Annotated in this window: 12 protein-coding genes; 5 read left to right on the top strand and 7 right to left on the bottom strand. The window is 69.4% G+C overall.

Annotation, left to right across the window (positions count from 1 at the left end; all coding sequences use genetic code 11):
- The first annotated feature begins 259 nt into the window (after window positions 1-259).
- Window positions 260-1,390: a helix-turn-helix domain-containing protein gene (locus BGK67_RS10900; protein WP_107488954.1), complete on the top strand. Its 1,131-nt coding sequence runs from the start codon at window positions 260-262 to the stop codon at window positions 1,388-1,390.
- Here the strand turns inward: BGK67_RS10900 and BGK67_RS10895 are convergent.
- Both BGK67_RS10895 and BGK67_RS10890 read right to left on the bottom strand, forming a co-directional pair.
- A complete protein-coding gene (locus tag BGK67_RS10895) occupies window positions 1,374-2,150 on the bottom strand; it encodes an NUDIX domain-containing protein (protein ID WP_079154585.1) in 777 nt (258 codons plus the stop codon). The two genes, BGK67_RS10900 and BGK67_RS10895, sit on opposite strands and share 17 nt — an antisense overlap.
- Window positions 2,151-3,121: 971 nt before the next feature.
- A complete protein-coding gene (locus BGK67_RS10890) occupies window positions 3,122-4,633 on the bottom strand; it encodes a hypothetical protein (RefSeq protein ID WP_244291185.1) in 1,512 nt (503 codons plus the stop codon).
- 559 nt (window positions 4,634-5,192) lie between these two features.
- On the opposite strand from BGK67_RS10890, the gene BGK67_RS10885 reads away from it, so the two are divergent.
- The 3 genes from BGK67_RS10885 to BGK67_RS10875 all read left to right on the top strand — a co-directional run bounded on the left by BGK67_RS10885 (window position 5,193) and on the right by BGK67_RS10875 (window position 7,689).
- On the top strand, window positions 5,193-5,396 hold the full coding sequence (locus tag BGK67_RS10885; RefSeq protein WP_079154119.1) for a hypothetical protein: 204 nt from the start codon (window positions 5,193-5,195) through the stop codon (window positions 5,394-5,396).
- A gap of 203 nt (window positions 5,397-5,599) precedes the next feature.
- Window positions 5,600-6,295 carry a response regulator transcription factor gene (locus BGK67_RS10880; RefSeq protein WP_167739566.1) on the top strand — a complete coding sequence of 232 codons (696 nt, stop codon included), beginning with the start codon at window positions 5,600-5,602 and terminating at the stop codon, window positions 6,293-6,295.
- A complete protein-coding gene (locus BGK67_RS10875; protein ID WP_069919885.1) occupies window positions 6,292-7,689 on the top strand; it encodes a HAMP domain-containing sensor histidine kinase in 1,398 nt (465 codons plus the stop codon). The genes BGK67_RS10880 and BGK67_RS10875 overlap by 4 nt, the downstream gene beginning before the upstream one ends.
- A gap of 30 nt (window positions 7,690-7,719) precedes the next feature.
- Here BGK67_RS10875 and BGK67_RS10870 read toward each other — a convergent pair whose 3' ends face one another.
- Window positions 7,720-8,763 carry a mechanosensitive ion channel family protein gene (locus tag BGK67_RS10870; protein WP_079154118.1) on the bottom strand — a complete coding sequence of 348 codons (1,044 nt, stop codon included), beginning with the start codon at window positions 8,761-8,763 and terminating at the stop codon, window positions 7,720-7,722.
- Between the two features lie 57 nt (window positions 8,764-8,820).
- On the opposite strand from BGK67_RS10870, the gene BGK67_RS10865 reads away from it, so the two are divergent.
- Window positions 8,821-9,390, top strand: a complete 570-nt coding sequence (locus BGK67_RS10865; RefSeq protein ID WP_107488797.1) for a dienelactone hydrolase family protein — start codon at window positions 8,821-8,823, stop codon at window positions 9,388-9,390.
- A gap of 87 nt (window positions 9,391-9,477) precedes the next feature.
- Here BGK67_RS10865 and BGK67_RS10860 read toward each other — a convergent pair whose 3' ends face one another.
- The 4 genes from BGK67_RS10860 to BGK67_RS10845 form a co-directional block, all read right to left on the bottom strand.
- Entirely contained in the window at window positions 9,478-10,431 is a 954-nt protein-coding gene (locus tag BGK67_RS10860; RefSeq protein ID WP_069923778.1) for a zinc metalloprotease, read from the bottom strand.
- Between the two features lie 224 nt (window positions 10,432-10,655).
- On the bottom strand, window positions 10,656-12,317 hold the full coding sequence (locus BGK67_RS10855) for an alkaline phosphatase D family protein (protein ID WP_069919883.1): 1,662 nt from the start codon (window positions 12,315-12,317) through the stop codon (window positions 10,656-10,658).
- 131 nt (window positions 12,318-12,448) lie between these two features.
- Window positions 12,449-13,243, bottom strand: coding sequence for a DsbA family protein (locus tag BGK67_RS10850; protein WP_069919882.1), 795 nt, complete (start codon window positions 13,241-13,243; stop codon window positions 12,449-12,451).
- A gap of 45 nt (window positions 13,244-13,288) precedes the next feature.
- On the bottom strand, window positions 13,289-13,978 hold the full coding sequence (locus BGK67_RS10845) for a hypothetical protein (protein ID WP_069919881.1): 690 nt from the start codon (window positions 13,976-13,978) through the stop codon (window positions 13,289-13,291).

The raw sequence follows: 13,978 nt of genomic DNA, 5'->3' as shown, positions 1-13,978 counted from the left end.
GAGGTACTGCGTGCACTTCAGAGTCGGGCCCCTACGAGCCATCTGGTGCGCACCAGAAGCATGGCATCTGGTGCGCACCAGGTGCAAGCCCTTGGTTCGTTCGGGCCTGCCGATGTTCTTCCGGTGTGACTTCAGGAAACGGCCCAGACCCTGGGTCTCGGTAGCCAACAGGGGTTAACCTCAAGGGTGTTAACCCGCTCCCACCTGCGGCGATTTAGTTAAGCCCTGGCAGGTGGCACGGCCATCGGAGGCGATGCACGTGGGCAAGGGATTACGAGATGTCCGTACGGCGCGGGGATGGTCGCAGGAGCGGCTGATCTTCGAGATCGAGCGCTACGCGCGGCAGCACATGCTGAACGTCGCTTCCAGCGCGAGCCTGAAGACCTACGTGTCGGAGTGGGAGAACGGCCGACGGGCCATCACGGAGCGATACGCCGTGATCCTCCGGCGACTCCTCGGGGTTACGGACGCCGAGTTGGGCGGGGAGCGTGCACATGCGGTCCCTCAGCAAGCTGACGGCTACGAAGACCTGTTGAGTCGGATCGACTCGGCACGGAGCGTCAGCGACTCCATGGTGAGCACCTTCATGGACCAGACCGAGCTGCTACGGACCATGGACCGGCAGATGGGTGCGTCCGGCCTGGTAGACCAGATGGGCGGGCATCTGGCGAGGATGGAGGATGCGCTCACCTTCGCCGTCCTGCCAGGAACGCGTCGGCCCATCGCGACGGCATTGGCTGGGGCAGCGACATTGGCGGCTTGGCAGGCACTGGACGCCGGTTCTGTGGAGCGTGCCTGGCGGCACTACGAGTTGGCGAAACGAGCCGCGCAGGATGCGGACGCGCCCCAATACCTGGCTCACGCCATGGGTGAGCAGGCATACGTCCTTGGTGATGCTGGCCGACCCGAGATGGCGGTGGAGCTGATTCGCGACGCCCAGCGTACGCACGCGGACCGGCAATCGCCACGCCTTCGCGCATGGCTGAGCGCGGCCGAAGCTGAGCTTTGCGCCGCTGCCGGCATGCACGACGATTCCAGGGATGCGCTCGACCGGGCGGCGGCCTCGCTGCCGGAGGGTGCGGATGCCCGCGACCCGGACATGCTGAGCATCTTCCTGAATGCTGACCACCTGGCGCGCTGGCGAGGAAACGTACTGGCGCTCTTAGGCGACGGCTCGGCCATGGACGACCTCTACGTCTCACTCCAGACGACGGACCCCACGTTCGTCCGTGCCAAGGCAGGTCTGCACAGTGACCTGACGCAGGCGCACCTTGCCCGCGGCGAGTTCGACGAGGCCCGCTCGAACCTTCAACAGGCGCGCCTGCTGGCGAACCGCACGGGGTCCGTGCGGCATCGCCGGCGTGTGGAGCTGCTTACGGGGCGGCTGTAGGTCGCGACGCGAGGACGTGAAGGAGGGCGACAAGGGTTCCTGACCCCATTAGCTTCCCTTCGGCCATGAGTGCGGGGATGTCTGCCAGAGGTACCCAGGCGATCGTCCCAGCCTCTTCGATGTCCGTGGGTTCGCCCACCTTCACCGCACCACGTGCCACGAAGATCTCGTGAGGCGAGTCGACCATGCCGATCATGGGCTGGTACGTCACGACGTGCTCGACGTTCGTCGGACGCCAGCCGGTCTCTTCCTCGGTCTCCCGCGCCGCCGTGGTCGCCGCGTTCTCGCCCTCGTCCACGATCCCGCCGGGAAGTTCCCAACCCCACTGCTGCGGGACGAAGCGGTAACGCCAGAGCATCAAGACGCGCTGCTGCTCGTCGATCACAGCGGTGATCGCCACATGGTGGAGGCGCACCACGTGGTGCTCGAACCGCTCGACCCCGGGCGGCTCTACCTCGACGAGGTCGAGGTTCACCCACCGGTTCTCGTAGACAGGCCTGCTGCCGTGGATCGTCCATGGCTCCAGCTCTGCCGGCGTCGGGATGGTCTCGCCACCCACGACGCGGTACGAACTGCGGTCGTACGCCCTGATGAGCCGCTCGCTCGCCAGTCGTGCGAGTACCTGGCGGAGGGCGGTACGCCCGATCTCCAGCTCAGCGCTCATGGTCCGCTCCGAGGGAAGCTTTTCGCCGGGGCCGTACTTGCCCGACTCGATCCAAGACCGGATCGTCTGGTAGACCCTCGTCGACTTCGGTCCCATCCTCAGAGCACTCTCCCCATTCGTCGGCTGGTGATGACCAGCGTAGTCGGGGGGAATCGCGGAGGGCTCAGCCATGCTCATCTCTCTCCTGATCTGACGTGAGGGCATCGCAAGGTCAGCACCCCCGAGAGTGCCCAGGGCGGGTGATGGGCATGCAAAACGATCGTGGTCGTAGCCAACCTCTGGCTAGCAGGAGCGCTGAGGGCAGGCGGCGGAGCCAAAGGCCCGAGGCGAGGGGGGGGTGAGGCTGGCCAAGTGATCGCCTGAAAGCCCTCGTGGTTTGCGTTGGTCAGAGTTTCCCCGCTGCATCAAGGCACCCGCCGCGCACAGCGCGGCGAGCGCGCCCGCCGCCCGGGCCTGGGCTTCTGTCTGCGCCCCGCTCCTACCCGGCCGCCGGCCGCGTACCACACAGCGCGGGTCTGATGAGGCAACCCACCACTCCGGCTGACTCCCTCAACTCCGCGGTACACCACAGCCCGCTCTGGGTTTGGGGCCGAGTCAGCCTCAGCCGCCGGCCGCCTTCTCGTCCGAATCGCGGCCAGCCAGACCGCTGCCGAAGACACTCGACCCTCGGCCACCCGCGGGACAGCGCCGACGCCGCCCGGGCCAAGGTCAGAACCATGCCCCCGGCGGGGGTGCTCAGGTTCCGGGAGGACCGGGGCCAGCACTGCGGGTGCGGGCCGGTTTGTGGTGTGGGGGCTGTTATCCCGCCTGCCGTCGACCCAGGCAAGCCATAGCAGACCACGCTTCTGGGCCCCAGAGGCCTGCCCCGCTATCACTTCGTGGGTGTCGACGGCAGACGGGATGACAGCGGAGTCGCCGTTGTGGAGAGCATCAACTGCGACCCTGCCGCCATCGTCTTGCTTTTCCAGAAAACCACGAGGGAAGGACGACCGGCGTGTCTCACTTACCTAGACAGAGCCTGGCATGACTCGTGAGGTTTCAATCCCTCGATCTGCTGCAGAGACGACCTAACCGTGCAGTTCCTTGAGTCGCTGATGCAGCAGCGGATAATCGGAGACGGGCCGCGTAGGCTCAGGGTTCGGATCATCGGGATCGATCGGAGCAGGGTTCAGCGACTTAACAGCCTCTGCTACCAACGCCGTGAGGTCCTCGTCATCGAGAGCAATGACGTAGCCGCGTCGATCCAGCGCCGTGTCACGGCAGCGCCTCAGGAACAACTCTTTGTTTTCAAACGACCGGCACGTGAGGATGCCAAATTTGCCACGGAGAGGAGAGAAGCGAGATGAGATCTGGTCGAGTTCGGGGTTCTGAACGTCACTGCCGTAGTTCTTGCACTCCACCACGACGTACCGACTCGGAATCTTGTGATTAGCCAGATAGCGGAAAAACCCGTCCTTGGCTACGTTCGTGTATGAGATATCGATTCGCTTGCGTCCATCGTGAATCGCATCCTCCTTCTCGGGCATCGAGAGGGAAGGGTAGAACAGAGCACTCAGCAGAGCTTCCACTGCATTGTGGTACCGGGTGGCATCGGCCGGCCCCGTAGGGGTATCCAGAACCACCCTCAAGAGTGCCTCAAAGTCGGGCATCGGGGAGTCGCCGGTAACAGAGAGTTCGCGGTGACTCAGCGGACGCGGCGTCACCTCCCTCTTCACCTCGCGATAGTGCTCGTAGATCGAGGGGCGCTTGAGCGTTTCCCGGGTGACGTCGGGTTTGGTGCTGCCATACTTCTTCGCGATCTCCTTCTTGGTCACCCACACTCGACCACGAACAGTATTTGCTAGCCCCCTACTGGCACTGTCGGCTTCCTCCTCCTGCAGCACCGGAACCAGGTGATTCCGGTAGTACTCACTCCGCGACATGTGCATTGACCGACGCACAATGACCTTGGGAACGAGCAGCAGCTTATTGCCGTCAGGCGTGGGTAGTTCAGTGAAGCCGTTCTCCCACTCAAGGGATACAGGATTCCACACCGGTCCGCTGACGACTCCGCGCTCCAGCGGAATACCGAATAGCTCGGCCATTTGCTGCGTGTATGAGATTAGCGGGCCGCGGATGATATTGGTCGTGACGTCGGAAATAATATCTTTATCGACGCTGTCGATGAAGAACGCAGTATCCTCCAGGTCCTGAATTAGGCCGGTCCTGGCCGCCTCGCTTTCTGCCAGCTTTTCTGCAAAGGCTACTCCCATTTTCGCCCCGAACCCGCGACCAGCGCTCGGCCCACGAGAAATTCCCAAGTGCGTCTCGTTCGGCTCACGCAGTTGACTCAAGAGTGAGACCGTACGGCTCTTGTCCTTCGCGCGGACGGAATCCAGGACGCTATCAAAGAAGGTCGTGAGCATCGTCAGGCACTCTTTGCCCCAGTCGTCTTCAAGGTAGCGAATCGAGCTAGGGTCGACGTAGACCTGAATATCGTTAACGGTATCGACATCGACGAAGTCAAGCGTCCCCTGCGTCCGACCCAAAGAGTAGTACTCCGAAACCCGCATCGACTGTCCCCCAACTCGATTGTCCACAAACGAAGTTGCAACCCTGAGGAAGCTAGCTTCCCCACCCACGCCTTGCAGTCAAACCGTTAAGCAAGCGGGGGGCCTGGCAGTCATGCCAACCCCCAGCCAACCCGGCCGATCCAGGTTGGTCCACACCCGGGCGATGTTAAGTGGGGCCACTGACAACGGGTTTGACCAGCAGCTGCCTCCTAAGGGCATCAGAGTGCGCCTCGTATTCGAATTTTAGTTCTAATATTGTCGATCGGGGTGCTCCTAGGTCGCCCACACGCACTGCCCCGCAGATCTCCGTAGTTCTGTACCAGCTTCCGCCTGAGGCGCGGCCTACTCGTGGACGGTCAGGCTTCCCACCAGCAGGAAGTGCCCCCGAGCAGGGAGAGTGTGCCCGGCACACGGGGCCTGCGGAGCCGTGTGCGGATCGCCTGCTACACCAGCGGCCACGGTCGCCCGTACCCGCCACTCGTGGGTGTTGATCCCTGGACGAGCCGTCGGCCGGACAGTGCGCTCGGCGTGCTGGAGGGCGCTGACCCGGCACGCTAGGGGCGTGTCGGACTAGACGGAAATCATCGTGCATCCAGAGTCCTCGAAGGGTGGTCGGAAGCTCACCGCTCATGCGCTCGGCATGGACGTGGACCTCGGCCGTGCGCAGAGGCCGAGGCGCGTTGCCGAGTTTCTGCGTCGCGCCGGCCAGGAGGACATGGACCTGAGTGAGGACGGGCCGATCTCCTGGGAGGGCGGCGTCCCCGAGTGGTGGAAGCGCCCCGACGCCTGAGGGCCAGTGGCGGCCCTCGGGGAGCCAATCGGGGAGCCACCCGAGGCGGCCCAACCCGGATCTGCCTGGACTGTCATGGACGGCGGGGAGCCAGACCCCTTGGGACGTGCGGGGTGCGTGGCGCCGGTTCCTGAGGCGGCGATTGTCTCCGACTTAAGAAGGTTCTAAGAGGTTCGCGCCGACGCCTTTGGCAGGCTTTGCCCATGAGCTCCTTGAACAGGCATCGGATTCTGGTGGTCGACGACGAGCCCGAGGTGCGGGCCGCCGTCGAGGACGGGCTGGCCGTCGAGGGGTTCGAGGTGCGGGGCGCCGCGGACGGGCTGGCCGCGCTCTCGCAGGTGGCGGCCTGGGAGCCCGACGCGGTCGTGCTGGACGTGATGATGCCGGTGCTCGACGGGCTCGGCGTGTGCCGCCGGCTGCGCGCGCTGGGCGACCGTACGCCCGTACTCGTCCTCACCGCGCGGACTTCCGTCAGCGAACGCGTGGACGGGCTGGAGGCCGGGGCCGACGACTACCTGGTCAAGCCGTTCGCCCTGGACGAGCTGGTCGCGCGGGTACGGGCGCTGCTGCGGCGGGCCGCCCCCGAGCCGCCGGGCGCCGCCCCGCTCGCCTTCGCCGACCTCGTCCTGGACCCCGCGACCCGGACCGGGCGGCGCGGCGGGCGGCCGCTGGAGTTCAGCCGCACCGAGGCCGCGCTGCTGGAGCTGCTCCTGCGCCACCCCGGCCAGGTGCTCCCCCGGGAGCTGATCCTGGAGCTGGTGTGGGGACGGGACTTCGGGCCGGACTCCAACTCCCTCGCGGTGTACGTCGGCTACCTGCGCCGGAAGCTGGAGGCGGCGGGCGAGCCCCGGCTGGTCCACACGGTGCACGGGGTCGGCTACCGGCTGGACGCGGCATGAGCGGATCAGAGGGGCGGGGGCGCAGGCGGCTCGGCGCGGCCTGGCGCAGGCGGCGGCCGCTGCGGACCCGGCTGGCGCTGGCCGTCACCGCGGCCGTGGCCCTGGTGGCGCTGGGGGTGTGCGCGGCGGCGTTCCTCGTCGTACGGTCCGCGCTCTACCGGCAGCTCGACCTCACCCTCGTGCAGTCCGCCGGGCTCGCCGCGCAGCGCGAACCGGGCGCCGCGCCCGGGACGCTGGCGGGGGAGTGCCGCTTCCTGGCCGCCCCCGCCTGTGCGCAGGTGGTGCCGGCCGACCCGGCCAGGGACCCCCGCACGCCGTGGCTGCTGCCCGTGGCCCCGGCGGCGCGGGAGGTCGCCGAGGGCAGGCGCAATCCGTACGTCACGAACATCACGCTGGCCGGGCATCCCGCCCGGATGCTCACGACGGACTACGCCAAGGGCCGGGCGATCCAGGTCGCGCTGCGGGCCGACACCGTCGAGGACGGCATCGACAAGGCGGCGCGGCTGCTCCTGCTGACGGCGGCGGCCGGGGTGCTGCTCGCGGCCGTGCTGGGCTACTGGGTCTCGCGGACGGGGCTGGCCCCGGTCACCCGGCTGACGGCGACGGCCGAGCGGATCGCCGCCACCCGGGATCCGCGGCACCGGATCGAGCTGCCGCCGGGGCCCGCCGGGCGGGAGGACGAGATCACCCGGCTGGCCGGGAGCTTCAACACCATGCTGGGGGAGCTCGAACAATCGGTCACCGCCCAGCGGAGGCTGGTCGCGGACGCCTCGCACGAGCTGCGGACCCCGCTGACGGCGCTGCGGACCAACGCGGAGCTGCTGGCGAGGGCGGAGCGGCTCACACCGGAGCAGCGGGAGCGGGCGTCGGCCGCGCTGGGGCGGCAGCTGCGCGAGGTGACGGGGCTCGTGAGCGACCTGATCGAGCTGGCGCGGGACGAGGAGCCGCAGCCGCTGGTGGAGCAGGTCCGGCTGGACTCGCTCGTGGAGCACGGGGTGGAGGCGGCGCGGGCGCACTGGCCGGGGGTGCCGGTGCGGGTGCGCCTGCCGGACCGGGGGGTGGTGGTGGCCGGAGTGCCGGCGCGGCTGAACCGGCTGCTGGGCAACCTGCTCGACAACGCGGCGAAGTTCAGCCCCGCCGGGCTGCCGGTGGAGGTGGAGCTGGCGGTTCTGCCGGCGGGTCCGGAGCTGACCGTGCGGGATCACGGGCCGGGGATCTCGGCCGAGGACCTGCCGTACGTCTTCGACCGGTTCTACCGGGCCGACGCCGCGCGGGCCCTGCCGGGATCCGGGCTGGGGCTGGCCATGGCGCGGCAGATCGCGCGGGCGCACGGGGCCGAGCTCGTGGCGGAGGCCGCGCCGGGCGGGGGCGCGCTGTTCCGGCTGACGTTCTGAGGCACGGCCGGCCCCGCCCGGGAGCCGCCCTCAGGCTTCCGGGCGGGGGGCGGCTTCGGACGTGGCGATGCGGGGGAGGGCGTAGGGGTGGTGGGCCAGCAGCCAGGTGAGCAGGCGTTCGCGGACCGCGCAGCGGACCGTCCAGACGTCGTCCGCGTCCTTCGCCGTCACCGCCGCCCGGACCTGGATCGTGTGCGGGGTGGTGTCCGTCACCACCAGGCTCGCGCCGCGGCCGTCCCACTCGGGGATGTCCTTCAGGATGTTCCGGAGCTGGTCCCGCATCAGCTCGACGGGGGCGCTGTGGTCCAGGTGCCAGAAGACCGTGCCGGTCATCTGCGCGCCGCCCCGCGACCAGTTCTCGTACGGCTTGCTCGTGAAGTAGGAGACCGGCATCGTGATGCGGCGCTCGTCCCAGGTGCGGACGGTCAGGAAGGTCAGCGTGATCTCCTCGACCGTGCCCCACTCCTTGTCGACCACGACCGTGTCGCCGATGCGCACGGTGTCTCCGAAGGCGATCTGGAGGCCGGCGAACAGGTTGCCCAGCGAGGACTGCGCGGCGATGCCCGCCACGATGCCGAGCACACCCGCGGAGGCCATCAGCGAGGCACCGACCGTCCGCATCGGCGGGAACGTCAGGAGCATGGCCGCCAGCGCGACCACGACGACCACCGCGATCACCACCCGCTGGATCAGCGTGACCTGGGTGCGCACCCGGCGGACCCGGGCGTCGTCCGCCGCCCCGGCCGCGTAGCGCGCGTACGTGGAGTCGACGGCGGCCGTCGCGATGCCCACGGCCAGCCACGCCGTGGAGGCGATCAGGACCAGGGTGAGGAAGCGGCCGACGCCGAAGGGGTGGTCGGGGAGGATGCCCGCCTGGCGGTAGGAGCCGCGCAGCAGTGACGTGCAGAGCACCAGCTGGAAGGGGAGGCGGCAGCGGCGCAGCAGCCCCCACAGCGGGGTTTCGGGGTGCCGGGCGTCGGCCCGGCGCAGCAGCAGGTCGAGAAGCCGGCCGGCGATCAGGGTGACGACCAGCGCGCCGCCGATGACCAGGACGGGGCGCAGGACGGTGTCCATCTCCATGCGTATGAACGTAACCGGAGGAGGTCACGGGAAACTGGCACGATGGTGGGTATGAACATCATGCTCTTCCATTCGACGTACGGGCTGCGGCCCGCGGTGCACGAGGCGGCCGACCGGCTCCGCGCGGCCGGGCACCAGGTGCACGTGCCGGATCTCTTCGAGGGCCGCACCTTCGAGACCGTCGAGGAGGGCATGGCGCACCAGGACGAGATCGGCCGGGACGAGCTGCTCAAGCGCGCGGTACTGGCCTCCGCCCCTTACTCCGACCAGGGTCTGGTCTACGCCGGCTTCTCCTTCGGCGGTTCCCTCGCGCAGCACCTGGCGCTGGCCGACGACAAGGCGCGCGGGCTGCTGCTCCTGCACGGCACGGCGGACCTGGACGACGAGGCCTCGGTGGACGCCCTGCCGGTGCAGCTGCACGTGGCGGACCCGGACCCCTTCGAGCCGCACGACTGGCTGACGGCCTGGTACCTGCGGATGCGGCGGGCGGGGGCCGAGGTGGAGGTCCACAGCTACCCGGGCGCCGGGCACCTGTTCACCGACCCTGGCCTCGACGACTACGACGCCGAGGCCGCCGAGCAGGCCTGGAAGGTCGCGATCGGGTTCCTCGACACCCTGTAGGCGGTCAGCCGCGGCCGCCGGGGTGCGGGGCGGCGGGGGCCGAACCGGCTGCCGGACGCCGTGCCCGTGCCCCCGCCGCCGAGCTTCCTAGCCGGCCCGGTAGGCCGTCCAACTGCTCGTCATGCGGGCCACCTGGCCGGCGGTGAACTGGTACATGCAGGAGTCGTACGTGTAGTCCATGAAGTTGCGGATGGGGTCGGCGCCCGGCTTGCTCGCGCAGCTGTCGCGGCCGGTCGGGCACTCGTACGCGGCGCTCTTCTCGGCCGGGGTGTCGGAGACGTAGTCGCCGTTCCCGTTGCAGCCGCCCTGGAAGGTGTGGTAGAGCCCCAGCCAGTGGCCGACCTCGTGGGTCGCGGTGTCGCCCTCGTTGTAGTTGGCCGCGGAGCCGCCGGGCAGCGAGCTGTCCAGGACGACCACGCCGTCCATCTTGGGGGCGGAGGCGTAGGAGGTCGGGAAGGTCGCCCAGCCCAGCAGGCCGCCGGAGAGCTTGGCGGTGTAGAAGTTGAGCGCGCCCGGACCGCCCTTGCGCAGGGTGTTCTTCATGTCCTTCTCGGCCTGGGAGCCGGAGGCCAGGTTGTACCAGGACGCGTTGTCGGTGTAGTCGGTGGCGGCGAGGGTGAACTGGAAGCTGGAGTTCACGTTGCCGGTGCCCTGGCCGCCGTACGCGGCGTTGAGGACGGCGAGCTGCTTGTCGACGTCCGTGGACGTGAGCTTGCCGGCGCTGCCCGAGTGCACGACGTGGAAGTACACGGGGATGTTCGTGACGGCCTCGGCGGCGCGCAGGCTGCGCTGCGGCTGGTTCTTGAGGGCCTTGTCCAGCTTGGCCTTGAGGTCGGCGTCCATGGCCTTGGCCTCGGCCTCGGTGACCTCGTTCGGCTCGTCCGCGTGCTCCTCGTGGGCGCGCGCGACACGGGCGTTCGCGGCGCCCGCGGTGGTGCCTTCTTCGGCGCAGACCTCGGCGGGGGTCTTGGCCGCGGCCAGGGTGGTGGGGGCGGCGAGCGGGGTGAAGGCCAGGGTTCCGGCCAGGACCGCCGTGCCCATCAGGCGGCGGCGGAGAAGGGGGGATATGCGGGCGTTCGCGCGCACGTGTGCTCCTCGCGGGTGGGGGGTGGTGGCGTGAAGGATCTTCTTCAGCTGGCGCGAAGCTTATGTGTGCATGACATATTCAGGTCAAGGTCCGTGCGTAAAAGATTTGTTGCCACGAACGCACAAGGGGCGCCTGGTATGGACCAGGCGCCCCCTGCGGCAGGAGATTTGACGGTCAATCAGTGAACCGGCTGGTAGGACCGCTCCACCTGCTGGGTCCCGGTCAGGGTCCGGTACGAGCGGGACCAGGCAGCCGAGGCGTCCTGCCGCCGCTTGTCGGACACCACGTAGTAGTCCATCTGCGAGCGCTCCGCCGTCACGTCGAGCACGCCGTAGCCGTGCGCGTCCATGTCGAGCCACTTCACGTGCCAGTTCGCGGCCTTGACGGCCGACTCGGCCACCAGCGAGGCGGTGTCCGCCGGCACGTGCAGGATGTCGTCCAGGTTGTCCGAGGTCACCGAGGTGACCACGAACTCGGTCGCCGCCGTCCCCGAGCCGGGGTAGGTGGCCATGTTCACCGGGACCTCGTTCGCCCACGCCATGTGGATGTCGCCGGTCAGGAACACGGTGTTCTTGACGCCCCGGTCCCTCAGGTGGCCCAGGAGTTCCTTCCGGTCGTCCGTATAGCCGTCCCACTGGTCCACGTTGACCGCTATGCCGCCCTCGGGCAGGCCGAGCAGCTTGCCGAGCGGTCCGGACAGGTGCGCGGGCAGCGAGGCGAAGGCCACCGGCGAGATCATCACCGAGGTGCCGACCAGCTTCCAGGTCGCGGTGGAGCCGGCGAGGCCCGACTTCAGCCAGTCCAGCTGGGCGCGCCCGGTGAGGGTGCGCTCGGGGTCGTCCACCGAACCGCTGCCGACCTTGACCTGCTGCGAGCGGAAGGAGCGCAGGTCGAGCAGGTGCAGGTCGGCGAGGGTGCCGAAGCGCAGGCGGCGGTAGACGGTGCCCGCGATGGAGGCCCGGACGGGCATCCACTCGAAGTAGGCCTGCTTGGCGGCGGCCGCGCGGGCCGCCCAGTCGCCCTCGGTGCCCGGCGTGTGGTTGTCGGCGCCGCCGGACCAGGTGTCGTCCGCGAACTCGTGGTCGTCCCAGATGGCGACGACCGGGTGGGCCCGGTGCAGCGCCTGGAGGTCGGAGTCCGTCTTGTACTTGCCGTGCCGGACGCGGTAATCGGCCAGCGAGACGATCTCGTGCTTCGGCTCGTGCGCGCGGACGGTGTACTTGGCCTCCGGGTACCCCCCGGTCTGGTACTCGTAGATGTAGTCGCCGAGGTGCAGGACCGCGTCGAGGTCGGTGCGCGCGGCCAGGTGCCGGTAGGCGGAGAAGTAGCCGGACTCCCAGTTGGCGCACGACACCACGCCGAAGCGGACCCCGGAGGTGGTCACGTCGTGGCCGGGGGTGGTCCGGGTGCGCCCCACGGGCGAGACCGCGCCGCCGGCCGTGAACCGGTACCAGTACGGCGTCTGCGGCCGCAGTCCGCGCACGTCCACCTTGACCGTGTGGTCGGTGGCGGCGCTCGCGGTGACGGTGCCGCTCGCGACGACACCGGCGAAGTTCCTGTCCGCGGCGACCTCCCAGCCGACCGGGACGGCGGGGCCGAGACCGGAGCCGGGCACGGCCTCGGCGGTGGGGGTGACGCGGGTCCACAGCAGGATCCCGTCGGGCAGCGGGTCACCGGAGGCGACACCGTGCAGGAAGGCCGGTATGCCCTCGGCGGCATGGGCGGCGGGGGCGCCCAGCGCGGTGAGGGGGGCCAGGGCGGCCGTGGCCGCGGCAGCGAGAACGACCGTGCGGCGGCGGGGGTTTGCCGCGGTCGCATCGGAGGAGAGATGACTGGTCACGGATGATCATATTACTGGTGGGTATGGTCACCGGAACAGGGTCGGGAACGCGAAGGGCGGGCGAACTCCCGTAGTCCGCCCGCCCGTTGGGGCCTGCTGTCCGGAAAAGTGGCCTCCGGAATGGCCGGGGGTCAGCCCTGCAGGGCCTTGTCGATCGCGGCCGTGAACTGCTCCGGGGTCCCCGGGGTGTCGATCTTCTTGCCGTCCATCTTCAGCGTCGGCGTACCCGTGACACCGGACTTGTTGAAGGCCTTGGACATCTCCAGCGCCCACCGGTCGTACGTGCCGTCCTCGACGGCCTTCTTGAACTCGGCGTTGCCCTTGAGCTCCGGGACCGTGTCCGCGACCTTCAGCAGGTAGTCGTCCTTGCCGAAGCTGTCGACGGTCTCCTCGGGGTGCAGCTCCTTGGAGTAGAGCGCGGCCTTGAAGTCCAGGAAGGCCTTGGGGCTGACGTTGAGCGCCGCGCCCAGGGCGCTGAGCGCGTTCTTCGAGCCCTCGCCCTTGACGCCGTTGTCGATGAAGGTGGCACCGAAGTACTGGAGCTTGTACTTGCCGGCGTCGACGTCCTTCGTGATCTGCTCGCCGACCGCCTGCTCGAACTGTGCGCAGGCCGGGCAGCGCGAGTCCTCGTAGACCTCGAGGGTCTTCTTGGCCTCGGGCTTGCCGACGACCACCGTGGTGCCGTCCTCGCCCTCGGTGTTCTTCGGCTTGACCAGCGCGGCCTTGGCGGCCTTGTCCCAGTGGCCCGGCTGGTTGGCCTGCACGACCGCGTAGCCGACGCCGCCGGCCAGGGCCAGCGCGGCCACGACCGCGCCGGCCACGATCACCTGGCGGCGCACCTTGTCCTTCTTCGCCTGCGCCGCGCGCTCGGCGCGCAGCCGCTCGCGGGCGGCTGCCTTGCTGGCCTGGCTGTTGCGTGAACTCATCGTGATCTCCGTGGGTATGACGTGATGGGGGATGCCGTACGTGCGTCAGGCGCTGACGAGCGCGCCGCGCACGGGAGGCCCCCGCCGTCCCACGGAGTGTGCGGGGAAGCGCGTACGGGCCCCCGCGCCCGCAAGGACCGGCCGCGGCATCCGCCGCGCCGGACCGGCGGCCACCGCCGCCGGAGCCGCCGCCAGCAGCAGCGGACGGAACGCGAAGGCGGCCACCGCGCGCAGCAGCCGGCCCAGCGCCCGCTCGCCGTGGCGCAGCCATCCGGCGGCCAACAGCCCCACCGAGACGTGGGCGGCGAGCAGCAGCCAGGGCGACCAGGGCCCGGGCGAGGCCAGCAGCGCCGCCGGATCACCGGCGTGCCCGGCCACCTCGGTGAGCGGCCCGCCCACCGCCGGTCCGCCGCACAGCTCCTCCAGGCCCAGCGCGCGCAGCGGGCCGGAGACCGGGCCGCCGGCCGGGCCGTAGCAGACGTGCTGGCCGGCGGTGAAGACGGTGTCCGCGGCCAGCTCCAGCGGGACGAGCAGCCCGGCGATCGGGCCGAAGCCCCGCTCGCGCCCGGCCAGCGCGTACGAGAGCGTGAACACGGCGGCGAAGGCCCCGGCCACCAGCAGGGGCGGCAGGGGCACCTGCGACATGAGGACGTGCGAGCCCGCGGAGAGCAGCACGACGAGCGCGCTGAACAGCGCGGCCCGCAGCCCCCTGAGTCTCACCCCTGATATGTCCAT

The sequence above is a fragment of the Streptomyces subrutilus genome (assembly GCF_001746425.1).
In the GTDB taxonomy this organism is placed as follows: Bacteria; Actinomycetota; Actinomycetes; order Streptomycetales; family Streptomycetaceae; genus Streptomyces; species Streptomyces subrutilus_A.
The sequence above is the reverse complement of the archived record's forward strand: the minus strand, read 5'-3'. Positions and strand labels throughout refer to the sequence as shown.

Excerpts from the sequence above, each read along its gene's own strand:
- BGK67_RS10895 (WP_079154585.1), bottom strand. The coding sequence starts at position 2,150 with ATGGGACCGAAGTCGACGAGGGTCTACCAGACGATCCGGTCTTGGATC.
- BGK67_RS10880 (WP_167739566.1), top strand. The coding sequence starts at position 5,600 with ATGAGCTCCTTGAACAGGCATCGGATTCTGGTGGTCGACGACGAGCCC.
- BGK67_RS10875 (WP_069919885.1), top strand. The coding sequence starts at position 6,292 with ATGAGCGGATCAGAGGGGCGGGGGCGCAGGCGGCTCGGCGCGGCCTGG.
- BGK67_RS10870 (WP_079154118.1), bottom strand. The coding sequence starts at position 8,763 with ATGGACACCGTCCTGCGCCCCGTCCTGGTCATCGGCGGCGCGCTGGTC.
- BGK67_RS10865 (WP_107488797.1), top strand. The coding sequence starts at position 8,821 with ATGAACATCATGCTCTTCCATTCGACGTACGGGCTGCGGCCCGCGGTG.
- BGK67_RS10860 (WP_069923778.1), bottom strand. The coding sequence starts at position 10,431 with ATGGGCACGGCGGTCCTGGCCGGAACCCTGGCCTTCACCCCGCTCGCC.
- BGK67_RS10850 (WP_069919882.1), bottom strand. The coding sequence starts at position 13,243 with ATGAGTTCACGCAACAGCCAGGCCAGCAAGGCAGCCGCCCGCGAGCGG.
- BGK67_RS10845 (WP_069919881.1), bottom strand. The coding sequence starts at position 13,978 with ATGGACATATCAGGGGTGAGACTCAGGGGGCTGCGGGCCGCGCTGTTC.